The sequence below is a fragment of the Stenotrophomonas sp. STEN083 genome (assembly GCF_056759195.1).
The window spans coordinates 143,701-165,573 of the sequence record NZ_JBRRCU010000001.1 but is presented as its reverse complement, the minus strand read 5'-3'; the positions used below and the strand labels follow the sequence as shown (position 1 = coordinate 165,573).

General features: G+C 63.6%; 23 protein-coding genes. 8 read left to right on the top strand and 15 right to left on the bottom strand.

Annotated elements, in window-relative coordinates; genetic code table 11:
* The first annotated feature begins 60 nt into the window (after positions 1-60).
* Complete coding sequence (locus ACVOK8_RS00735) at positions 61-1,215, top strand: PQQ-dependent sugar dehydrogenase (protein WP_481565123.1); 1,155 nt, start codon at positions 61-63, stop codon at positions 1,213-1,215.
* Positions 1,216-1,345: 130 nt separating this feature from the next.
* On the opposite strand, the gene ACVOK8_RS00730 is transcribed toward ACVOK8_RS00735, so the two are convergent.
* The 5 genes from ACVOK8_RS00730 to tsaD form a co-directional block, all read right to left on the bottom strand.
* A complete protein-coding gene (locus ACVOK8_RS00730; protein WP_481565122.1) occupies positions 1,346-1,840 on the bottom strand; it encodes a CcdC protein domain-containing protein in 495 nt (164 codons plus the stop codon).
* Between the two features lie 122 nt (positions 1,841-1,962).
* Entirely contained in the window at positions 1,963-4,137 is a 2,175-nt protein-coding gene (locus ACVOK8_RS00725) for a glycoside hydrolase family 3 N-terminal domain-containing protein (RefSeq protein WP_481565121.1), read from the bottom strand.
* Between the two features lie 202 nt (positions 4,138-4,339).
* A complete protein-coding gene (locus tag ACVOK8_RS00720; protein ID WP_481565120.1) occupies positions 4,340-5,599 on the bottom strand; it encodes a mechanosensitive ion channel family protein in 1,260 nt (419 codons plus the stop codon).
* A 116-nt stretch (positions 5,600-5,715) separates the two neighbouring features.
* Positions 5,716-6,075: a dihydroneopterin aldolase gene (folB, locus tag ACVOK8_RS00715; protein ID WP_481565119.1), complete on the bottom strand. Its 360-nt coding sequence runs from the start codon at positions 6,073-6,075 to the stop codon at positions 5,716-5,718.
* An 82-nt stretch (positions 6,076-6,157) separates the two neighbouring features.
* Positions 6,158-7,189, bottom strand: a complete 1,032-nt coding sequence (gene tsaD, locus ACVOK8_RS00710) for a tRNA (adenosine(37)-N6)-threonylcarbamoyltransferase complex transferase subunit TsaD (protein ID WP_296246838.1) — start codon at positions 7,187-7,189, stop codon at positions 6,158-6,160.
* 126 nt (positions 7,190-7,315) lie between these two features.
* Between tsaD and rpsU the strand changes: the two genes are divergently transcribed.
* The 6 genes from rpsU (at position 7,316) to ACVOK8_RS00680 (ending at position 12,969) form a co-directional block, all read left to right on the top strand.
* Positions 7,316-7,531, top strand: coding sequence for a 30S ribosomal protein S21 (gene rpsU / locus ACVOK8_RS00705; RefSeq protein ID WP_002808376.1), 216 nt, complete (start codon positions 7,316-7,318; stop codon positions 7,529-7,531).
* A gap of 144 nt (positions 7,532-7,675) precedes the next feature.
* Positions 7,676-8,122: a GatB/YqeY domain-containing protein gene (locus ACVOK8_RS00700; RefSeq protein ID WP_481517900.1), complete on the top strand. Its 447-nt coding sequence runs from the start codon at positions 7,676-7,678 to the stop codon at positions 8,120-8,122.
* Positions 8,123-8,482: 360 nt separating this feature from the next.
* Entirely contained in the window at positions 8,483-9,385 is a 903-nt protein-coding gene (locus tag ACVOK8_RS00695; RefSeq protein ID WP_481565118.1) for a YihY/virulence factor BrkB family protein, read from the top strand.
* A 315-nt stretch (positions 9,386-9,700) separates the two neighbouring features.
* Complete coding sequence (gene dnaG / locus ACVOK8_RS00690) at positions 9,701-11,452, top strand: DNA primase (protein ID WP_481565117.1); 1,752 nt, start codon at positions 9,701-9,703, stop codon at positions 11,450-11,452.
* 20 nt (positions 11,453-11,472) lie between these two features.
* A complete protein-coding gene (locus ACVOK8_RS00685; protein ID WP_481565116.1) occupies positions 11,473-11,964 on the top strand; it encodes a protein tyrosine phosphatase family protein in 492 nt (163 codons plus the stop codon).
* Positions 11,965-11,982: 18 nt separating this feature from the next.
* On the top strand, positions 11,983-12,969 hold the full coding sequence (locus tag ACVOK8_RS00680) for a bile acid:sodium symporter family protein (RefSeq protein WP_481565115.1): 987 nt from the start codon (positions 11,983-11,985) through the stop codon (positions 12,967-12,969).
* Positions 12,970-13,146: 177 nt separating this feature from the next.
* Here the strand turns inward: ACVOK8_RS00680 and cyoE are convergent, their stop codons facing one another.
* The 4 genes from cyoE to ACVOK8_RS00660 all read right to left on the bottom strand — a co-directional run bounded on the left by cyoE (position 13,147) and on the right by ACVOK8_RS00660 (position 16,803).
* Entirely contained in the window at positions 13,147-14,040 is an 894-nt protein-coding gene (gene cyoE / locus ACVOK8_RS00675) for a heme o synthase (RefSeq protein ID WP_282268154.1), read from the bottom strand.
* Positions 14,041-14,043: 3 nt separating this feature from the next.
* Complete coding sequence (locus ACVOK8_RS00670) at positions 14,044-15,207, bottom strand: COX15/CtaA family protein (protein WP_481565114.1); 1,164 nt, start codon at positions 15,205-15,207, stop codon at positions 14,044-14,046.
* Between the two features lie 10 nt (positions 15,208-15,217).
* Positions 15,218-15,793 (bottom strand): hypothetical protein, encoded by a 576-nt coding sequence (locus ACVOK8_RS00665; RefSeq protein ID WP_481565113.1) that lies wholly within the window; start codon positions 15,791-15,793, stop codon positions 15,218-15,220.
* Positions 15,794-16,068: 275 nt separating this feature from the next.
* On the bottom strand, positions 16,069-16,803 hold the full coding sequence (locus tag ACVOK8_RS00660; protein ID WP_481565112.1) for an SURF1 family protein: 735 nt from the start codon (positions 16,801-16,803) through the stop codon (positions 16,069-16,071).
* A gap of 57 nt (positions 16,804-16,860) precedes the next feature.
* On the opposite strand from ACVOK8_RS00660, the gene ACVOK8_RS00655 reads away from it, so the two are divergent.
* Positions 16,861-17,079: a twin transmembrane helix small protein gene (locus tag ACVOK8_RS00655; protein ID WP_282268147.1), complete on the top strand. Its 219-nt coding sequence runs from the start codon at positions 16,861-16,863 to the stop codon at positions 17,077-17,079.
* 46 nt (positions 17,080-17,125) lie between these two features.
* On the opposite strand, the gene ACVOK8_RS00650 is transcribed toward ACVOK8_RS00655, so the two are convergent.
* The 6 genes from ACVOK8_RS00650 to ACVOK8_RS00625 all read right to left on the bottom strand — a co-directional run bounded on the left by ACVOK8_RS00650 (position 17,126) and on the right by ACVOK8_RS00625 (position 21,865).
* On the bottom strand, positions 17,126-18,001 hold the full coding sequence (locus ACVOK8_RS00650) for a cytochrome c oxidase subunit 3 (protein ID WP_282268145.1): 876 nt from the start codon (positions 17,999-18,001) through the stop codon (positions 17,126-17,128).
* Between the two features lie 22 nt (positions 18,002-18,023).
* Positions 18,024-18,614 (bottom strand): cytochrome c oxidase assembly protein, encoded by a 591-nt coding sequence (locus ACVOK8_RS00645; RefSeq protein ID WP_481565111.1) that lies wholly within the window; start codon positions 18,612-18,614, stop codon positions 18,024-18,026.
* The gene (locus tag ACVOK8_RS00640) at positions 18,611-18,748 is read right to left on the bottom strand and encodes a hypothetical protein (RefSeq protein ID WP_296253360.1); all 138 of its coding nucleotides are present in this window, start codon (positions 18,746-18,748) and stop codon (positions 18,611-18,613) included. Before ACVOK8_RS00640 ends, ACVOK8_RS00645 begins: the two co-directional genes overlap by 4 nt.
* Before the next feature lie 11 nt (positions 18,749-18,759).
* Positions 18,760-20,370 (bottom strand): cytochrome c oxidase subunit I, encoded by a 1,611-nt coding sequence (gene ctaD, locus ACVOK8_RS00635; protein WP_282268140.1) that lies wholly within the window; start codon positions 20,368-20,370, stop codon positions 18,760-18,762.
* Positions 20,371-20,432: 62 nt separating this feature from the next.
* On the bottom strand, positions 20,433-21,374 hold the full coding sequence (coxB, locus tag ACVOK8_RS00630; protein WP_481565110.1) for a cytochrome c oxidase subunit II: 942 nt from the start codon (positions 21,372-21,374) through the stop codon (positions 20,433-20,435).
* 17 nt (positions 21,375-21,391) lie between these two features.
* Entirely contained in the window at positions 21,392-21,865 is a 474-nt protein-coding gene (locus tag ACVOK8_RS00625) for a DUF2244 domain-containing protein (protein WP_481532420.1), read from the bottom strand.
* Positions 21,866-21,873 lie beyond the last annotated feature (8 nt).

Genomic DNA, 21,873 nt, shown 5'->3' with positions numbered 1-21,873 from the left:
CATCGGCTGGCATGGTGTACAACCGTGCACTGGTAACGCACCCCGCTTCCGGAGACCTCCATGCCCCGTACCCTCCTGCTCAGCATGAGCCTGGCCTTGGCCCCCGCCCTGTTCACCAGCGCCTGCGCCGCTGATCCCGATCCGGCTGCCGAAGCCGCGGTGAAGCCGGCGCAATGGCCGTTCACCGCCACCGAGGCAGCCCGCTTCAACGAGCCCTGGGCCATGACCTTCCTGCCCGATGGCAGCCTGCTGGTCACCGAGAAGGCCGGCAAGCTGGTCCATTTCGACCCGGCCAGCGGCAAGCGCGGCGACGTCAGCGGCGTGCCGACCGTGGCCTACGGGGGTCAGGGCGGCTTTGGTGACGTTCTGGCCCACCCGCAGTTCGCAAGCAATGGGCTGGTCTATTACAGCTACGCCGAAGACGGCACTGACGACACCCGTGGTGCGGCAGTCGCCCGCGCCAAGCTGGTCTTGAATGCCGACGGCAGCGGCAGCTTGAGCGATGCGCAGGTGATCTGGCGGCAGACGCCGAAGGTGACCGGTCGCGGCCATTACGGCCATCGCCTGGCGTTCGGCCCGGATGGCAGACTATGGATCAGCTCCAGCGAGCGGCAGAAGTTCGACCCGGCGCAGGACATGAAGACCAATCTAGGCAAGATCATCCGCCTCAATGACGATGGCAGCGTGCCGGCAGACAACCCGTTCGTGGCACAGGGCTCACCGGCCGACCAGGTCTGGTCGCTGGGCCACCGCAGCGTGCTGGGTATCGCCTTCGACGGCAACGGCAAGCTGTGGGAACACGAGATGGGCCCGAAGGGTGGCGACGAGCTGAACCTGATCCAGCGCGGTGGCAACTATGGCTACCCGATCGTATCCAATGGCGATCATTACGACGGCCGCCCGATCCCCGATCACGATACCCGCCCCGAGTTCATCGCCCCGGTAGTGACCTGGCGCCAGGTGATTTCCCCGGCCGGCTTCATCATCTACAGCGGCAAGCAGTTCCCGCAGTGGCAGGGCAGCGGCTTCATTGGCGGGCTGTCGTCCAAGTCGCTGGTGCGCGTCGCCTTTGATGGCGACAAGGCGCGCGAAGCAGAGCGGTTCGACATGGGCAACCGCATCCGCGAAGTGGAGCAAGGCCCGGACGGCGCGCTGTGGCTGTTGGAAGATGGCGCCAATGCAAAACTGCTGAAGCTGACGCCAAAGGCAGGCTGACCGCGCCCGCTTCCTGTAGTGCCGAGCCATGCTCGGCAAGGGGCTCTCCTAGGGATCCCTCTGCCGAGCATGGCTCGGCACTACAGGTGGGGCATTACCGGTAAAGCCCCTTGCCGAGCATGGCTCGGCACTACAACTGAGATCGCAGGCGCAGCGCCAGACCTACCGCCTGCACCAATCCATAACTGATCAAGGCCGCAGCCAGCGCCAAGGTCAACGGACTGGCATTACCCATGCCCTGCCCCATTCCCTGGCTGAAGGCCCCGCCATACCAGCGCCAAGCCAATCGCCCGATCAGCAATACCGCCAAGGCACTGCCAATCCAAGGATTCGGCGTATAACCTGCCAGCCCATCGCGCGAGCTGATCAACGTGTGCTTGAGTGCAAACATTCCCAAGCCGGTACCGGCGACCGCGCCTGCAGCAACACCCCACGCCACATGCGGGATATACACCGCCGCAAACACCAGCATCGCGCTAACCAACACCAAGATGCCGATACGGACGCCATTGCGAACCGGCCGCCACGGCTGCCAACCAAAGTGGCGACGGATGCGTCGGTAATACAACAAGCCGAAACCGGCCGTCATCAACCAGGGCATGTAGACAGGCAGTGCAGCAGACATGATGCGTTCCTGTGTTGTGGGAGCGGCGTAAGCGCGGAGCTGAAAATGCATCCGACATCGGTAGTGCCGAGTCATGCTCGGCACTACCGAAAGCAGAGCTTACTCGCGTACAGCGTTCTGGATCAGGGGCCCAGCAGCTCGACACTCACCGCTTCGCCGCTCACCGACGAAGCGCATACCCACACATCAAACAGACCAGGCTCTGCTCGGTAGTCACCGTCCACGCCGGTGAAAGCGAGCTGCTGGCGGTCCAGACGGAACTCCACCTCCACCGATGCGCCTGCCGCTACAGCAACCTTCTGGAACGCCTTCAACTCGCGCACAGGGCGTACCCGGCTGGCGACGCGGTCGTGCACGTACAACTGCACCACTTCCTCACCCGCCACCGTACTGGTGTTGCGGACGTTGGTACGGATCACAAGCGCGCCATCCCAATCCAACTGCGGCGTGCTCAGCCGCGGCGTTTCATATTCAAAGCGAGCATAGCCAATGCCATGGCCGAACGCATACAAGGCCGTATTCGGAAACTCGCGCCAGCGTGATTTGAACTCCGACAAGGTCGGCAGCTCCGGGCGGCCGCTACGCGGGTGACTGTAGAAATACGGCTGCTGGCCAGAAGCATGCGGAAAGCTCACCGGCAGGCGCGCCGAGGGGCTGTAATCGCCGAACAGGATGTCGGCCAATGCATGCCCATTCTGCGTACCCAAGTACCAGGTCACTGCAATCGCCCGCGCATCTCGCACCGCACCTTGCAGCGCCAGCGCACGACCATTGCGCAGCAACACCACCAGCGGCGTTCCGGTGGCAGCGACCGCTTCAGCCAGCGCCTGCTGTGCCGGTGGCAAGGTGATCTCCACCCGCGACTGCGCTTCACCGCTATAACGCTGCGGTTCGCCAACTGCCAGCACCACCACGTCAGCACGCTGCGCGGCGGCGACCGCTGCTTCGATGCCGCCTTCCAGTGGATCTTCCAAGGCGCAGCCCGCCACCACTTCCAATGCCGCTGCATCGCCAAGGGCAGCGCGTACGCCGCTCTCCAGTGTTACGTAACGCGACTTGTCGCCGAACAAGGTCCAGCAGCCTTCGATGTTGTCGCGGTCCTGCACGAACGGACCTATCAATGCGATCTTTTGGCCCTGCTTCTTCAGCGGCAGCAACTCGCCGTCGTTCTTCAGCAGCACCACCGAGCGCCGCGCAGTGTCGCGTGCCAGCGCATCGTGTTCGGCGATATGCGATTGGTCGGCTTCGCGCTGCGGGTCCAGCGAACGGTAGGGGTTGTCGAACAGACCGATGGCATCCTTCAAACGCAGGATGCGCCGGACCGATTCGTCGAGCACGGCCATCGGCACGTCGCCGGCATGCACCAGCCCGGCCAGATGCTGATCGTAGAAGCCGCTCTGCATGCTCAGATCGAGCCCAGCCAGGAACGCCTTGCGAGTCGCATCAATTTCATCGGCCGCGTAGCCGTGCGCGATCAGCTCCATGTCGGCGGTGTAGTCGGAAACCACCACGCCTTCGAACTTCCATTCCTTGCGCAGCAGATCGGTCAGCAGCGCACGGTTGGCGCTGGCCGGCACACCGTTGATGTCGTTGAAAGCGCTCATCAACGACAGCGCACCGGCATCCAGCGCTGCCTTGAACGGCGGCAGATGCACATCGCGCAATGTCTGCGGCGAGATATCCACCTGCGCGTATTCCATACCTGCAGCGACCGCACCGTATGCAGCGAAGTGTTTGGGCGTGGCCAACAGCGAATCTTCGGCGGTAAGGTCATCGCCCTGGAAGCCGCGCACGCGCGCGGCTGCGAATTCGCAGCCCAGCACCACGTCTTCGCCTGCCCCTTCGGCACCGCGTCCCCAGCGCTGGTCGCGGGCGATATCCACCGCCGGTGCATAGGTCCAGTGGATACCAGCGGCAGTCGCTTCGATGGCGGTAGCGCGAGCGGTGCGACGGGCCAGGTCCGGCTCGAAGCTGGCGGCTTCGCCCAGCGGAATCGGGAACACGGTACGCATGCCGTGGATCACATCGGAGGCGAGGATGACCGGAATACCCAGCCGGCTTTCCTCCAGCGCCACCTGCTGGATGCGCCGGCCCAGCTCGGCACCGACGCCATTGAACAAGGAGCCAACGCGGCCTGCGCGCACCTGTTCCAGCACCTGCTCGGCATTGCGTACGTTGGCCTCCGGGTTAACATCTGGGGCGAACGGGCGAACCATGTCGGCAAACACGCTGAGCTGGCCGACTTTCTCGTCGACGGTCATGCGGGAAATCAGGGATTCAATGCGGTCGGGGGCCACCGGCAGTCCTTCATGTAAACGCTTTCAAGCGGGCAATTCTAGCGCTACAAGCGTGAAGCGGCTGCCGGATGGCTCCACCTGTAGTGCCGAGCCATGCTCGGCATTGCCGCTTTAGCCCCTCTCCTGCGAAGCGGGAGAGGGGTTGGGGTGAGGGCAGCGTTTCGCTGGGAAAGCCTCTGCCGAGCATGGCTCGGCACTACAGTCAGCGGCGGTCGAGCTGCTCACGGGCGGTCATCAGCATCGCGTCGCTGGATTCCTGGAATACGCGCAGGCCGAACTCGGGCAGCATCGCCAGCAGGTGGTCGAACATGTCCGATTGAATGGCTTCGTACTTGGCCCAGGCGGTCGAGGAGGTGAAGCAGTAGATCTCCAGCGGCAGGCCCTGCGGGGTCGGCGCCATCTGCCGCACAAGCAGGGTCATGTCCTGATGGATGCCCGGGTTGTGGCGCAGATACAGCTCCACGTAGGCGCGGAACGTACCCAGGTTGGTCAGCCGACGCGAGTTGACCGGCTCCGGGTGCGCCTGCGCGACCTGCGCATTCCATTGCTGCAGTTCCTGCTGCTTGCCCGCCAGATAATCATCCAGCAGTGCGATCTGGCCCAGCCGCTCCAATCCACCGACATCGAGGAAGCGCACGCTGTGCTGGTCCAGGTAGATCGAACGCTTGATCCGGCGTCCGCCCGCCTCCTGCATGCCACGCCAGTTCTTGAACGACTCGGTGACCAGCTTCTTGGTCGGAATGGTGGTGACGGTCTTGTCCCAGTTCTGCACGGTGACGGTGTGCAGGGCGATGTCGATGACGTCGCCATCGGCGTTCTGGCTGGGCATCTCGATCCAGTCGCCGATACGCACGCGGCCATCGCCGCTGATCTGCACACTAGCCACCAACGACAGGATGGTGTCCTGGAAGATCAGCATGAACACTGCCGTGGCAGCGCCCAGGCCGGTGACCAGATGCAATAGCTCCACGCCGACCAGGATCGCCACGATCGACAGGCCGGCGAACACGAACACAACGATTTTGACGACCTGCAGATAGCCCTTGATCGGCTTGTTGCGCGCATCGGCGCGGCGTTCGTAGAAGTCGTTGAAGGCATCAAGTGCGTGCGACACCGCCATCGCGATGGTCAGCACCGTCCATGCATGACACAGCGCTTTCAAGCCATTGACCAGGCCCGGCGGCAGCTCCGGCACGATGCTCAAGCCGGCGGCAAGCACCACCGAAGGCACGATGTTGGACAGCCGTGCGATCACCCGCAGCGGCTGCCTGGCGTTGTGATTGGGGCCGGAGAAACGTTCGATCATCGAACGCAGACCGCGCAGCAGGACGCGCTTGGTGACGAAGTTGGCCAGCCATGCCACCAGCAGCAATCCCGCCAACACCACTGCCGGGTAGGCCATCGGGTACGGCGCCAGCATGTTCTCCAGCTGATCCAACCAACGAATTCCCATTACCGCCATCGTGCACTTCTCCTTTTACTCGTACTGCAGAAACAACCTGCTCAATCGCATTGCTTGATCGGGCAGGCATAGCTCAGGCCGCGCACCGCAATGCGCGCGACCGGATTGCAACAGGCTCAATCTTCGGCGCGGCTGCGCTCGATGATCACGCCGACCGCACGCGCACCACGCACTGCGCCTGGCTTGCTCAGCTTCAGCCGCAGCCATTGCACGTTGAATTCGTCCAGCACGATCTGCGCGCAGCGCTCGGCCAGCGTTTCCACCAGGCCAAAATCAGAAGCGCGCACGAATTCCATCAGGCGCTTGCTGACCGCCTTGTAGTTCAGCGTGTCGACGATGTCGTCGCTGGCGGCGGGCTTGCGGTTGTCGAAGCCCATTTCCAGATCGAACACCAGGGTCTGGCGGATCCGCCGTTCCCAGTCGTAGATGCCGATCAGGGCGTCGATTTCGAGCCCTTCGATGAATACCTTGTCCATTGCATCTGTCGTATTGGATGAATACGACATGGTAACGGCAGCAGACTGAGCCTGCCGTGGACGAGCACGGCAGGCCTGCTTGTCAGCCCTGCAAAGGCGGCAGCAAGGCCATGTCCCAGCGCGGCGTCACCTTGATCTCGGCCGGGCCGTGCTGGCCGGCCTGCAGCCGCAGGGCACCGGCGAAGGCGATCATCGCGCCGTTGTCGGTGCACAGTGCCGGGCGCGGGAAGCAGACCCTGCCACCGCGGCGCTGGGCGTCATCCTGCAGCTTGGCGCGCAGGCGCTTGTTGGCGCCAACACCGCCGGCCACCACCAATACGTCGCAACCGGCCGCATCCAGCGCGCGACCACACTTGATCACCAGCGTGTCGACCACCGCATCCTCGAAGCCGCGGGCGATGTCAGCGCGGGTCTGCTCGGTCTGGTCGCTGTCACGCCAGGCCATCAGCACCTGGGTCTTCAAGCCGGAGAAACTGAAGTCCAGCCCCGGTCGGTCGGTCATCGGCCGGGTGAACTTGTAGCGCCCCGGGGTGCCGATTTCGGCCAGCTTGGCCAGCTGCGGGCCGCCCGGGTACGGCAGGCCCATCATCTTGGCGGTCTTGTCGAAGGCTTCACCGGCGGCATCGTCGAGAGTCTCTCCGAGCAGGCGGTATTTGCCGATGGCGTCCACCGCGATCAGCTGGGTGTGGCCACCGGAGACCAGCAAGGCCACGAACGGCGCTTCCGGCGGGTCGTCTTCCATCAGCGGTGCCAGCAGGTGGCCTTCCATATGGTGTACGCCGATGGCCGGCACATCCAGGCCCCAGGCCAGCGAGCGCGCCACACCGGCGCCGACCAGCAGCGCCCCGACCAGGCCAGGGCCGGCGGTATAGGCCACGCCCTCGATCTCGGAGATGGCGATGCCGGCCTCGTCCAGGGTCTGCCGGATCAGCGGCAGAGTCTTGCGTACGTGGTCGCGACTGGCCAGCTCCGGCACCACACCGCCGTATTCAGCATGCAGCGCGATCTGGCTGTAGACGGCATGCGCACGCAGCGCAGCCGCCCCGGAGAGTGAGGTGTCGTAGACGGCTACGCCCGTCTCATCGCAGGATGATTCAATGCCAAGTACTTTCATAAAGCGTATTGTGGACCTCTCTGGCGCCCCCGCCAAATCGCAGGGGTTGCACGTCTGCGCAAAGGGACTATAATGCGCGGCTCACCGGGTGTGTCCCGGTTTTTCTACAGAGTCCCCGGAGATTCCATGCCCAGCGTTAAAGTCCGCGAGAACGAACCCTTTGAGTTTGCTCTTCGCCGCTTCAAGCGCACTTGCGAAAAGGCCGGCGTGCTGGCCGAAACCCGCAAGCGCGAGTTTTACGAAAAGCCGACCCAGGAACGCAAGCGCAAGGCTGCTGCAGCCGTGAAGCGCCAGCTGCGTCGTTCCTCGCGCGACGTCACCAAGCGTCAGCGCCTGTACTGATCGTACGCGACTCCTGAACGGGGGGCTCCGGCCTTCCGTACTGGAGTGAAAGCCGGCACGCGCAAGCGTAGCCGGCTTTTTGCGTTCCAGATGCCAGCAATGCTGACGTCTCTCCCCCATATTCCCGACCCGATGAGGTGCTCCATGAGCCTGAAGCAACAGCTGTTCGAAGACATGAAGGCCGCCATGAAGAGCGGCGACAAGCACTCGCTGAGCGTGATCCGCCTGATCAACGCCGCCATCAAGCAGCGCGAAGTGGACGAGCGCATCGAGCTGACCGACGCCGACGTGATTGCCGTGCTGGACAAGATGATCAAGCAGCGCAAGGACTCGGTCACCCAGTTCGAAGCCGCCAACCGTGAAGACCTGGCCGTGATCGAGCGCGAGGAGATCGTGGTGATCGAGCGCTACGTGCCGGCCAAGATGGGCGAAGCCGAGATCCAGGCCGCGATTGACGCTGCCAAGGCCGAGACCGGCGCCAGCAGCGCTGCCGACATCGGCAAGCTGATGGGCGTGCTCAAGCCCAAACTGGCTGGCCAGGCCGACATGGGCCTGGTGTCCAAGCTGGTCAAGCAGGCCCTGGCCGGCTGATCCCAGCTGCCGAGGCTTACGCGACAAGGCCCGCCAAGTGCGGGCCTTGTTGTTTCTGTCCTTCTGCCTTGCCGGGAAGGCCACTACCGAGCATGGCTCGGTACTACATGCACCGCCCCCTCCCTTTGGCCGCAGGCCAAGGGGAGGGCTGGGGAGGGGTGAGTTTCACCGCTTCTGATCTGGATGCGGCTTCGCGGCTGACGCCGCTCCCACATCGTCATGTATTACTGGGAAAGCCCCTGCCGAGCATGGCTCGGCACTACGGGTGTGGGCCGATTTGGCCGCCGAGGACCACCCCATTCACCCGCCCCGAAGCCCGGCTTTGCTAGAACAGAGCCCTGCCTTCACGCGATCCATCTGATGCCTGTAACCCGCCCCACCCTGCATTCGTTCAAATCCCGGCTGGAGCTGCTCCAGCAAAGCCTGCCGGCCGCCTTGGTGCGCCGCTTCGTCGAAGCCGACGTGATGACCCAGGCCGCCTCGCTGGCCTTCTATACCTTGCTGTCACTGGCGCCGCTACTGGTCCTTCTGCTGTGGCTGACCGCCTCACTGTACCCACCAGCGCAACAGACACTTATCGAGCAGATTGGTTCACTGGCCGGCCCCAGCGTGGCCGAAGTCGCACGCACGGTGATCACCAATGCCAGCGCACAACCGGATCTGGGCTCGTTCGCCGGGATCTGGAGCCTGATCCTGCTTTTTGTCGGTGCCACCGTGGTATTCGCCCAGCTGCAGGCGGCACTGAACCTGATCTTCCGTACCGATTCCAAGCGTTTCGAAGGCATCTTCGGCTGGCTGAAGAAGCGGGTGTTCTCCGCCGGCGTGGTGCTGGCACTGGGCTTCCTGCTGATCGTGTCGATGGTCGCCACCACCGCCCTGCAAGTGATCTTCTCGCACCTGCCTTCCGCCCTGCCGGCGGTTGGCTACATCACTACCCTGCTGCTGTACGCACTGGGCTTCGCCTTCCTCTACCACTACCTGCCGGACCGGCCGGTAGCCTGGCGCCAGGCCTTTCTCGGCGGCGCCATCACCGCCGTACTGTTCACCCTCGGCCGCTATGCGATCGGCCTGTACATCGCCAACGCCGCGCCGGGCAGCGCCTACGGCTCGATGGGCACGCTGGTGATCATGCTGGTGTGGATCTACTACGCCAGCGTGGTCTTCTTTGGTGGCGCGCTGATTACCGCGGTGATCGACGAGCGGGCGCATGCGCGGCGGAAGGTGGCGGCTGCGGCCGAGGTTGATGTTGGGCCTTTGGACTGACGGCAAGCGCAGAAGCAGAAGCTACCCCTCCCCAGCCCTCCCCTTCGCTACGCGAAAGGGAGGGGGCAGAAGCCACTCCCTCCCTTTGCCGCAGGCAAGGGGGTGAAGAAGGTCTGCTTGCGCGGCACTGCCGCGCGACCTGATGAACGACCGAAGGCTATGCCTTCGGGCCGGACGGGTTGGGGAGGGGTAGCTTCAAAGCTTTGACTGAAAACCATCAAGCCCAACCCCCAGCCAGCACCAGCCGAGCCTAGTACACTCCCCTTCCCCCCTTTCATCGCGCTCCGCCAACCGGCGGCGCTATCGATTTGCTGCATGGCCCGACTTCCCGACGCGTTCATTGACGACCTGCTGGCCCGCACCGACATCGTCGAAGTGGTGGGCTCACGTGTGCCGCTCAAGCGCCAGGGCAAGGAATACGCCTCACGCTGCCCGTTCCATGACGAGCGCTCGGCTTCGTTCACGGTCTCGCCTACCAAGCAGTTCTATCACTGCTTCGGTTGCGGGGCGCACGGCACCGCGATCAGCTTCCTGATGAATTACGACCGCCTCGAGTTCCTCGATGCGGTGGACGAACTGGCCAAGCGCGTGGGCATGGAAATCCCGCGCGAAACCAATGCGCGCACGCCACAGCAGCAGGACGACAGCCGCGACCAGTACTCGGCGCTGGATGCGGCCACCCGCTTCTTCCAGAAGCAGCTGGAAGGCAACGACAAGGCTCGCGCCTACCTCGATGGCCGCGGCGTCGATGCCGATACCCGTGCGCGCTTCTCCATCGGCTATGCGCCGGATGGCTATAGCGCGCTGAAGGACGCACTGGGCAAGGACGAGCGGCGCATGAAGCTGCTCGAACGCGTCGGCCTGTTCTCCAAGAACGACCGCGGCCACGTCTATGACAAGTTCCGCGACCGGGTGATGTTCCCGATCTTCGATCGCCGTGGCCGGGTCATCGCCTTCGGCGGCCGCGTCATGGCCGCCCCTGATGACGGCAGGGACGCCGGCCCCAAATACCTCAACTCGCCGGAAACCGCGCTGTTCCACAAGGGCCGCGAACTGTACGGCCTGTGGCAGGTGCGTCAGGCCAACCAGAAGATCGAACGCCTGATCGTGGTTGAAGGCTATATGGACGTGGTCAGCCTGTTCCAGTTCGGCGTCACCCAGGCAGTGGCGACGCTGGGCACGGCGACCACGCCCGACCATGCCGAGCTGCTGTTCCGCAATGCGCCGGATGTGTACTTCTGCTTCGACGGTGATGCCGCCGGCCGCCGTGCAGGTTGGCGCGCACTGGAGTCGGTGCTGCCGCGCATGAAGGACGGCCGCCAGGCCTTCTTCCTGTTCCTGCCCGATGGTGAGGACCCGGACACCATCGTGCGCAAGGAAGGCGCCGACGCCTTCGATGCGCGGCTCAAGCAGGGCACGCCGCTGTCGCAGTTCTTCTTCGACGAACTCAGCCGCGAGATCAATCTGGGCACACTTGACGGCAAGGCGCGCCTGGCCGAACGGGCGAAGCCAATGCTGGCGCAGATCCCCGATGGTGCCTTCGGCGACCTGATGAAGCAGGAACTGGCGCGCCTGACCGGTATCGGCAGCACCGCGACAACCCCTGCACCCGCAGCGCGGCCACCGATGCGCAACAACGCCGTGCCTGCGCAGAAGCGCAGCCTGGTGCGCGCGGCCATCGCCATCCTGCTGCAGCAGCCCTCGCTGGCGATGAGCCTGGAAGGCCACCACGCCATCGGTGGCCTGCGCCTGCCCGGCATCGAACTGCTGGTCGAGTTGTTGAACCTGGTGCAGCAGCGCCCCGATATCAGCACCGGCGCCCTGCTCGAACACTTCAACGAGCGCGAAGAACAGGCCGCGTTGCACAAGCTGGCCGCACAGGCACTGCCCGGCGATGAAGCGATGTGGGCGCAGGAGCTACAGGACGCGGTGCTGCAGCTGGAGAAGCAACTGCTGACCCAGCGTCTGGACGAACTGCAAGCCAAACAACGCCAGCAAGGCCTGGACGACACCGACAAATACGAACTGCGCGAGCTGCTCAAGGCCCGCGCCAGCCTGCGTCTCTGACATCTGCAACGGAGCACTGCATGTACATCTATCGCCTGTCACTGCTCCTCTCACTGCTGCTCGCCGCCAACGCCTTCGCTGGCGATGCAACACTGCGTCAGCCGCGTCCCGATCTGATCACCGCCGGCCAGCCCAGCGCGCAACAGCTGCGCGAAGCGGCTGCCAATGGCGTCACCACCGTCATTGATCTGCGCCGCGCCGATGAAGATCGCGGCTACGACGAGGCCGCCTTGGCCGAACAACTCGGCCTGCGCTATGTGCGCCTGCCCATCGCCGGTGCCGGCGACATCACCGTAACCAACGCGCGCACGCTGGACCGTGTGCTCAAGCAGGACGGCGGCAAGACCCTGCTGCATTGCGCCTCCTCCAACCGCGCTGGTGCACTGCTGTCGTTGATCGAGGCACGCATCAATGGCGCGTCGGTGGATGAGGCACTCAAGTTCGGCCGTGACGCTGGCATGACTTCACTCGAGCCCGCTGCACGCGCTGCGTTGGACCCACCCATACCCTGATCAGGAGGCATTGCCGACATGACCCGCTGGTGGTCGCGACTGCGACCGGACAACTTCACCCTCGCCCTGCTCGCCACTGTCGTCCTGGCCAGCGTGCTGCCGCTCACTGGCAGTGCAGCCAGGGGCTTCGACCACTTCACCGACATCGCCATCGCCGCGCTGTTCTTCCTGCATGGCGCGCGTCTGCCTCGCGAATCCATCGTCGCAGGGCTGCTGCATTGGCGTCTGCATATCACCATCCTGGTCTGTACCTTCGTACTGTTCCCATTGCTGGGATTGGCGATGAAGCCGCTGGCCGGCTGGGCGCTGACGCCCGAGCTCTACATCGGCGTGCTGTTCCTGTGCGCCCTGCCCTCGACCGTGCAGTCCTCGATTGCCTTCACCTCGATCGCCGGCGGCAATGTGCCTGCAGCGGTGTGTGCGGCTTCGCTGTCCAGCATTCTCGGCGTGTTCCTGACCCCATTGCTGATGACCATACTCGCCGGCTCGCAGGGCGGCATGGCCAACCCACTGCATGCGGTGGGTGCGATCATGCTGCAGCTGCTGGTGCCATTCGTGCTCGGCCATCTGCTGCGGCCGTGGATTGGTGGCTGGATCGAGAAGCGCCGCGGCCTGCTGCGTTACACCGACCAGGGCACGGTGCTGCTGGTGGTCTACGCCGCCTTTGGCGAATCGGTCAGCGAAGGCCTGTGGAGCAAGACTCCGCCGCTGTCCTTGCTGGCTGCTGCGCTGGTTGCGATTGTGTTGTTGGCCATCGCCATGCCCGGCATCACCTGGCTGGCACGGCGGCTGGGCTTCAACCGCGCCGACCAGATCACCATCATGTTCTGCGGTTCCAAGAAGAGCCTGGCCACCGGTGTACCGATCGCCAAGGTGTTGTTTGCCGGCGGCAGCCTCGGCGCGATCGTGTTGCCGATCATGATCTACCACCAGATCCAGCTGATCGTCTGCTCGATGGTGGCGCAGCGGTATGCGAAGCAGAACGCCAACATTGCAGGCTCTTGATTGTTGTAGGAGCGGCGTAAGCCGCGAAGCCACCAATACATCCGATGCGCATGCACACTGCAATCAAACATTCCGTGATTGCAGTTCCTGCCGCAGCCGGAACGACCATCAGCTTCGCGGCTTACGCCGCTCCTACAAAAGAAAAGGCCGGCATTTGCCGGCCTTTTCATTGCTGGATCACAACCAGGGCAGCAGCCAGTGGTCGATCAGCAGGAAGGCGAACAACGCCATCAGGTACACGATGGAATAGCCGAACATCTTCATGTTGAACATCTCGTCCGGCGGGTTCTGCATCTTCCATGCGTACCAGAGGAACACGATGTTCAACACCGTTGCCCCGCCCAGGTAGAACATGCCGCTCATGTCGATGGCCACCGGCAGCAGCGTCACCACCGCCAGCACCACCGAGTACGCCAGGATCTGCTTGCGGGTATGCGGCACGCCGTGGGTCACCGGCAGCATCGGAATCTCGGCCTTGGCGTAATCGACGCGGCGGAAGATCGCCAGCGCCCAGAAATGCGGCGGGGTCCAGATGAAGATGATCAGCACCAGCAACGAGGCGTAGGCCCAATCCGAGCTGCCCTGCATGCCGGTGATCGCCGCCCAGCCCAGCAGCGGCGGCGTCGCGCCAGCCAGGCCGCCGATGACGATGTTCTGCGAGGTCGCCCGCTTCAGGTAGACGGTGTAGATCACCGCATAGCCGATCAGCGAGGCGAAGGTCAGCACCGCGGTGATCACGTTCACCCACAGCACCAGGATGGTCATCGACAGCGCGGTCAGCGCGCCGGCAAACACCAGCACCTGCCGCGGCGAGACCTTGCCGACCACCAATGGCCGCCATGAGGTGCGTGCCATCTGCGCGTCGATGCGCGCATCCAGCAGTTGGTTGATCGCTGCCGCGGCCGAGGCCGACAGCCAGATGCCAAGGAAGCCGAGCAGACCGGTCACCACCTGTGCGGTGGTGGGCAGGCCCGGAATGGCCAGGCACATGCCGACCAAGGCGGTGAACACAATCAGTGCCACCACCTTCGGCTTGGTCAGGTCCCAGTAATCACGCCATGTTGTACGCATCATTCACTCCGGGGCGCGCAGCCGCGCCAGCAGCGTGACCAATACAAACAACAAGGCAACCGCACCGCCGCTGTGCATCACCGCCACGGCCAGCGGCAATGCCAGCTTGACGTTGAGCACGCCCAGGGTGACCTGCAACAGCAACAGCACGATCACGGCGCTTGCCCAACCACGCATGCCCGGCAGGCGGAACATGCGTACCGACAACACCAGCAGATACAACGCCACCAGTACGGCGAACATCCTGTGTGCCATCTGGATGGCGATACGCGAGGCACCATCCAGCACGCCACCTTCGTAATCCACACCGATGCCACGCCACAGGGTGAAGCCTTCCGTGTAGTTCTGCTGCGGCCACCACTGGCTGACACAGCGCGGGAAGTTGTCCAGGGACACACTGCCGCCGCCGCAGGCCAGCGCTGCATAGTTGGCGCTGACCCAGCCGCCAAGCGCGATCTGCAGCACCACCAGTGCCACCGCACCGCGCAGCCACCAGCGCAGGCGAGGTGCCTCCGCCAGGGTGATCGGCAGGTGCGTGGCCTTCCACGCCATCCACACCAGCATGCCGAACATCAGCATGCCGCCGAGCAGGTGGCCCATCACCACGATGGGTTTGAGTAGCCAGGTCACCGTCCACATACCGAGCAGGGCCTGGAAGATCACCACCATCAGCGTCAGCACCGCAGCGCGCGCCAGATCGATGTTGGACCAGCGCAGCGCCGCCAGCAGCAGGATCGCTTCACCGCCGATGGCCAGCACACTCGCGGCGACGTGTTCGCCGCGCATATACAAGGGGATCGCCAGAGCCACCAGCGCCGAGGCGGTAACTATCTGGGCGATGCCGCGCTTGCGCCGACGTGCCGCCAGCAATGCCAGGGTCAGCACTTCGACGCCGAGCAGGCCGGCCAGGAAACGGTGCACCTGCTCGCGCCAGGCCTTATGGGTTTCCAGCGGACGGATCTCGCTGGCCACGTGCTGGGCAGCTTCCATCTGTGTCTGCGGCCAGGTGACGCGGCCATAGCAGGTAGGCCAATCGGGGCAGCTCAGGCCGGCATCGGACAGGCGTACGAACGAACCAAACATGATCGTGCTCGCCGTCATGATCAGTGCGAACCACGCCAGTCGGTGGAAATTGCGGTACAGCGCCGGACGCGCAGTGGCATTCATCGAACGGAACTCACATCAGTTTCAACAGCTTGGATAGATCAGCCCGCAGTCCACCCGGTTCAAAACCCGGCGCATAACGGAATACCACAAAGCCATTGGGATCAATCACATACACCGGGATACCGGCCGGGTCATCAACCCCCGGCAGCTTGCCCCGGAACGCAGGCTGGGGCTGCAGCACCTTCAGTGCCGGCGTCGCAGCCACCTGCTCAGGCGGCGTACCCAGCCACAATATCTCGACATTATCCGCGTTATGGCCGAACAACTGCCACACCTTGTCCAACTGCTGCGACAAAGTGACGCAGGCCGGTGCGCAGTCAGCCGCCGGTGCCAGCAGGATGCGCCAGTGGCGCTCGCCAGGGTTCCAGTCGTAGGCCTGCCCGTTGGCCAGGTGCAGCTGCTCGCTGCGCAGGTCCAATGCCGGCTGCAGCAGTTCACCGTGATGGCGATTGATCTGCGGCGTCCACCCGGAGAAGCGCAGGATGCCAGCCAACGCCATCGAACCGAAGAACATGGCGAAGATCAGCAGCAATACCCGGCGGCCGCGGTTGCGGGTGATGAGCTGATCGGGGGTGAGTGCGTTCATGGCTGGGTTCTTTTCGAGCTGGCTATGGGGAGTGGCTGGGTGCGAAAGCTGGAGCAAAAGCTGGAACTAAAGCAAAGGCTGGAGCAAAAACACCCCTCCCCGGCCCTCCCCTTCACCTTCGGTGAAAGGGAGGGGGAAATTCAACGGCAAAGGCAGGAGCAAGGCTCAAAGCGACGGCGCAGCACTCTGCCCCCTCCCTTGCGCGCAGCGCAGGGGAGGGTTGGGGAGGGGTGCTTTGGCTTTGGCTTTGGCTTTGGCTTCCAACCAGCTCCAACCTACACCCCATTCCCAACCCCCAACTTCCTGCGCTTCTTGAACTGCAAGACCAGCGCAATCACCAACACCGCCAAGGCCATCGCGAACCATTGCACTGCATAACCAAGATGCCGCGAAGGCGGCAAAGTATTCGGCAGCAGGTCGAGGTCACGCACATAGCCCAGCGGCAACGCCGGATCCAATCGCAGCACCTTCGGCGCCAACTCAGCGCTGCCCAGCCCGAGCTGCGCGGCAATGGCAGGCAGATCCATCCGCGTCGCCAACCAGGTCTGCGGTTGCGTGGCCGCCGTCAATGCCGGCCCCAAGGCGATGCCGGTTGCCGGCGCAGGCGCCCACAGGCCCTGCAGCGCCTGTGTGCCCTGCTCCGCGCGGATCAGCGGCAAGCTGCGGTCGGCAGGCAACGGCAGCCAACCAAGGTCGACCAGCACCACCACACCGTTGGCGGCGCGCGCAGGCTGGTAGACCTTGATGCCCGCTCTGCCTTCGCGCAGCTGGTTGTCCAGCAGCACACTACCGGGCAGGAACTGCAGCTGGTCGTCTATCCAATGCAGGGAGCCCGGCGTGGATGCGGCCTCGGCAAGCGACACGGCGGCCGCGCGGGTCGGCGGCAACTGCGCAAGCAGGGACTCTTTCTGTTGCATGCGCTGCAGCTGCCAGGCACCCAGCGCGCAGAACAACACGGCCACCAGCACCGCCATTGCCCAGCCGAAGATGGCCGTGTGCTGTCGCGTCATGACAAGCTGCCGCCAAGCGGGTGATATAGCACTGCCCTTCCACCCTTCGAGCCACGCATGAATGATTCGTTGAAGACCTTGCTGGTAATCGCGTTCTTGATCGTCATCGTCTGGAATCTTGGTGCCGGCCTCTATTACCTGATGATCGATCGCGGCCAGACCAAACGGACGGTCAATGCGTTGACGCGACGTATCGCGCTGTCAGTGGTGCTGATCCTGCTGGTTGCCCTGAGCATCTACATGGGCTGGATCAAGCCGCACGGTGTGGGCGGTTGAACATCGCAGCAGCCGCACTGCATTGCAGCGCGGCTGCCGGTACTTGTTACAGCACATAGACAAACAGGAACAGCATCAGCCACACCACGTCGACGAAGTGCCAGTACCACGCGGCCGCTTCAAAACCAAAGTGGTTGTCACGGGTGAAGTGGCCCTTGGCTGCGCGGAACCACATCACGATCAGCATGATGGTGCCCAGCAGCACGTGCGCGCCGTGGAAGCCGGTCAGCATGAAGAAGGTGGAACCGTAGATGCCCGATCCCAACGTGAGGTTCAATTCCTTGTAGGCGTGGATGTATTCCTCGGCCTGGAAGAACAGGAACACGCAGCCCAGCAGCACCGTGGCGCCCAGCCAGATCAGCAGCTGCTTGCGGTTGCCGGCCTTCAGCGCGTGATGGGCAATGGTCAGGGTCACGCCCGAGGTCAACAGGATCAGCGTATTGAGCAGTGGCAGGCCCCAGGCCGGAATGGTCTGGAAGGCGCCGCCGATATCGGCCGGACCATTGGTCGGCCACGCTGCCGAGTAGCCATCCCACAGGTATTCGTTGGTGAGTACGCCATGGCCTTCACCACCGAGCCAGGGCAGGCCCATGTTGCGGGTGTAGAACAGCGCACCGAAGAAAGCAGCGAAGAACATCACCTCGGAGAAGATGAACCAGATCATCCCCATCCGGAACGAACCATCCACCTGGCGGTTGTAGTTGCCGCCCTCGGATTCGCGGATGACGTCACCGAACCACAGGAACAGGGTGAACACCATCATCGCCACACCGATGAAAAAGGCCGCGCGGCCCCAGCTGGCGTCGTTGAGCCAACTGGCTACCCCGACCATCATCACCAGCATCGCGATCGATCCTACAAACGGCCATTTGCTGCTGCTTGGCACGAAGTAGACGTTGGGATCAGGGGTGTTATGGGCCATGGCGTTGCTTCCGGGTCCGTGATCAGGGAGCTGCATGCGCAGCGGCCGCGGCGGTTGCCGGGGCCAGCTGTTCGGTCAGCGCATCATTCTTGTAGAAGGTGTAGGACAAGGTGATCGTGTTGACGTCGGCCGGCAGGTCCGGGTCGACGATGAAACGTACCGGCATGTCGCGTTTCTCACCAGCTTGCAGGGTCTGCGCGGTGAAGCAGAAACATTCGGTCTTGTTGAAATAGCCCGAGGCGCGCGCCGGTGCCACCGACGGCACCGCGCTGCCAACCATCGCGCGGTCGCTGTCATTGCGGGCGAAGTACAGGGCTTCATTCAACTCACCCGGCACCACGTCCATCGTCAGCTTTTCCGGATGGAATGCCCACGGCAGCTTGGAATTGACGCCGCCATCGAACTCCACCCGCACGGTGCGCTTGCCGGTGGTCGCATGTGCATTGGCTTCATGCGTGGTCGCGCCGCGCTCCAGGCGCACGCCGAATACTTTTTCGCAGGCGATGCGGTACAGTGGCACCAGCGAAAAGGTCAGCACGAACACCGCGAACGCCACGCCGATCAGCCGGCCAAGGCCGGCATTGGGCTTGGGTGCGGGCGTTGGCGTGGTCAACTCGCCAGCACCCCGGACAGGATGAAGCCGACGTAGACCGCGACCGCGATCAGGCCGACCACCAGCGCGGTGCGCCGCGAACGACGCCGGCGCAGTTCCAGTTCCTCAGCCTGCCATTGCTCGTTGCTGCTCATCGCAGGATTCCTCAATGGGTCACGTCGTCATGCGCCAGATCGCCCGGCTTGATCACCGGCGGCACGGTAAAGGTATGCGCGGGCGCCGGCGACGGAATGGTCCACTCCAGGCCCTTGGCGCTTTCCCAGGCACGCGCTTCGGCACGCTTGCCGTTACGCAGCGAGGACAGCAGGATCGCCGCCATCATGAACGGCGTGGCGAACATGCCGAATGCGCCGATCGAGCTGATCAGGTTCCAGTCGGCGAACACCGGGTTGTAGTCCGGGATGCGTCGCGGCATGCCGGCCAGGCCTAGGAAGTGCTGCGGGAAGAACAGCAGGTTGACGAACACCATCGTCCACCAGAAATGGAACTTGCCCCAGAACTCGTTGTACATGCGGCCGGTCCACTTCGGCCACCAGTAGTAGACCGCGGCGATCAACGCCAACACCGCGCCGGTCACCAGCACGTAGTGGAAGTGCGCCACCACGAAATAGGTGTCGTGGTACTGATAGTCGGCCGGCACGATGGCCAGCATCAGGCCGGAGAAACCACCGATGGTGAACAGGATGACGAAGGCGATGGAGAACAGCATCGGCGTTTCAAACGTCAGCGAGCCCTCCCACATCGTGCTGACCCAGTTGAACACCTTCACCCCGGTGGGGATGGAGATCAGCATCGTGGCGAACATGAAGTAGATCTCGCCACCCAGCGGCATACCCACCGTGAACATGTGGTGCGCCCACACGATGAACGACAGGAAGGCGATGGCGGCAGTCGCGTAGACCATCGCCTGGTATCCGAACAGCGGCTTGCGGCTGAAGGTCGGCAGGATCTCGCTGACCACGCCGAACGCCGGCAGGATCATGATGTAGACCTCGGGGTGACCGAAGAACCAGAAGATGTGCTGGAACATCACCGGGTCACCGCCACCGGCGGCATTGAAGAAGCTGGTGCCGAAGAACTTGTCGGTCAGCAGCATGGTCACCGCGCCAGCCAGCACCGGCATCACCGCGATCAGCAGGAAGGCGGTGATCAGCCAGGTCCAGCAGAAGATCGGCATCTTCAGTAGATCAATGCCCGGTGCGCGCATATTGAGCACGGTGGCGATGATGTTGATCGCGCCCATGATCGAGCTGACACCGGCCACGTGGATGGCGAACACGCTGAAGGCAACGTTGTAGCCGCCCTGCAGCGACAGCGGCGGATACAGCGTCCAGCCACCGGCCGGCGCACCACCGGGCAGGAACAAGGTCACCAGCAGCATGCCGAAGGCCACCGGCAGTAACCAGAACGACCAGTTGTTCATGCGCGGCAGTGCCATGTCAGGCGCGCCGATCTGCAGCGGGATCATCCAGTTGGCGAGGCCGACGAAGGCCGGCATCACGCCACCGAAGATCATCACCAGTGCATGCACGGTGGTCATCTGGTTGAAGAACTCGGGCTTGACGAACTGCAGGCCGGGTTGCGCCAGCTCCAAGCGGATCACCACGCTCATCGCCGCACCGATGATGAACATCGTGAAGCTGAAAAGCAGGTAGAGCGTGCCGATGTCCTTGTGGTTGGTGGAGAAGAACCAGCGTTCGAAGAAGCCCTGTTGGTGGCCGTGGTGATCGGAGTGGTCCACTGCGGTATTCGCCATTGCAACTACACCTCGTTATGCGTTTTCAGGCATCGCGCCGGCAGCACCGGCACGCAGTGGTATCAGGCACCGGTCGCCGCAGGCGCGGCGGTTGCAGCTTCGGGTTGCACTGCTTCGGGCGCAGCCGCAGGTGCCGGTTCGGCAGCAGGTACGGGCGCAGCCTCGGCAGGTGCAGCAGGCGCCGGCTTGCGTGACGCCAGCCAGGACTTGAACTCGTCCTTGGACACGGCCTTGACCACGATAGGCATGAAGCCATGGTCCTTGCCGCACAGCTCCGCGCATTGGCCGCGGTACACGCCCTCGGTTTCGATATTGGTCCAGCGCTCGTTGATGAAGCCCGGCACGGCGTCCTGCTTCCAACCCAGTGCTGGCACCCACCACGCGTGGATCACGTCGTCGGAGGTGATGACGAAACGGACCTTGGTATCCACCGGCAGCACCAGCGGGTTGTCCACGTCGAGCAGGTAGTGCGGATCGCTGGCCATGGTCGGCACGCTGCCGCTCTGCCGCACTTCGTCGGACTTGCGGTCCAGGCGGCTGGTGAAGGCGACGTCTTCACCCAGGTATTCGTACTTCCACATCCACTGATAGCCGGTGATCTTCACCGTCATCTCGGAATCGCGGGTGTCGTACATGGCGATCAACTTGGCGGTGGCCGGCCAGGCCATCACTACCAGAATGATGATGGGGATGACGGTCCAGATGACTTCCGCCTTGGTGTTGTGGCTGAACTGCTTGGCCACCGCGCCCTTGGACCTGCGGAACTTGAACATCGCGTAGGCCATCGCGCCGAACACCAGCACGCCGATGACGGTACATACCCACAAGGCCACCATATGTGCGTCCCACGCCATACGCGAGGTATGGGTGACGCCCTTGCCCATATTGAGTTGCCATTCCTTGGGATCGGCGGTCTGCGCCCATGCTGCCTGCGCCGACAGCATCATCGCTGCCGCTGCCAAACCGTGTTTCAACTTCGCGCCCCACACGCTGCTTTGCTTCATTGCCTAGACCCTTGACGTCATCGGTTGCTGCCATTGCTGGCCGCGAGCAAGCCTTCAAGTGTCACCGCAAGTTCCCGACGTTCCACGGGCGCGAGGAAACTCCCCACTTCCACCCACTTGCCGCTGGAAACCAGCAGGACCCGTTCCTTCCCGGTCACCACCCGCACCCAGTACGGGTGTGCGCGGAATACCGGCGAAACTCCGGCTGCGGGAATCACTTCCACGCAGTCCGGTCCTACCCGGATCTCTTCCTGGCGATTGCTGCTGCGCCAACATGCGCGCAGTGCAGCTGCCACCAGCAAGCCATGCAACAACGCGAAGACAGGGGCCAGTAGGTTCCCGGACAGCCAAGCCAGGCCGGCCGCGAACACCATCAATCCTGCCAACGCCGCAAACAACTGGACGAACTGCCGAGCACTGAGTGCCCGTGGGGGGTGCAGTAACAACTGCGTCCCTGAGCCATCGGAATCTTGCCGAAGCACCTGGATCATCGCAGCCG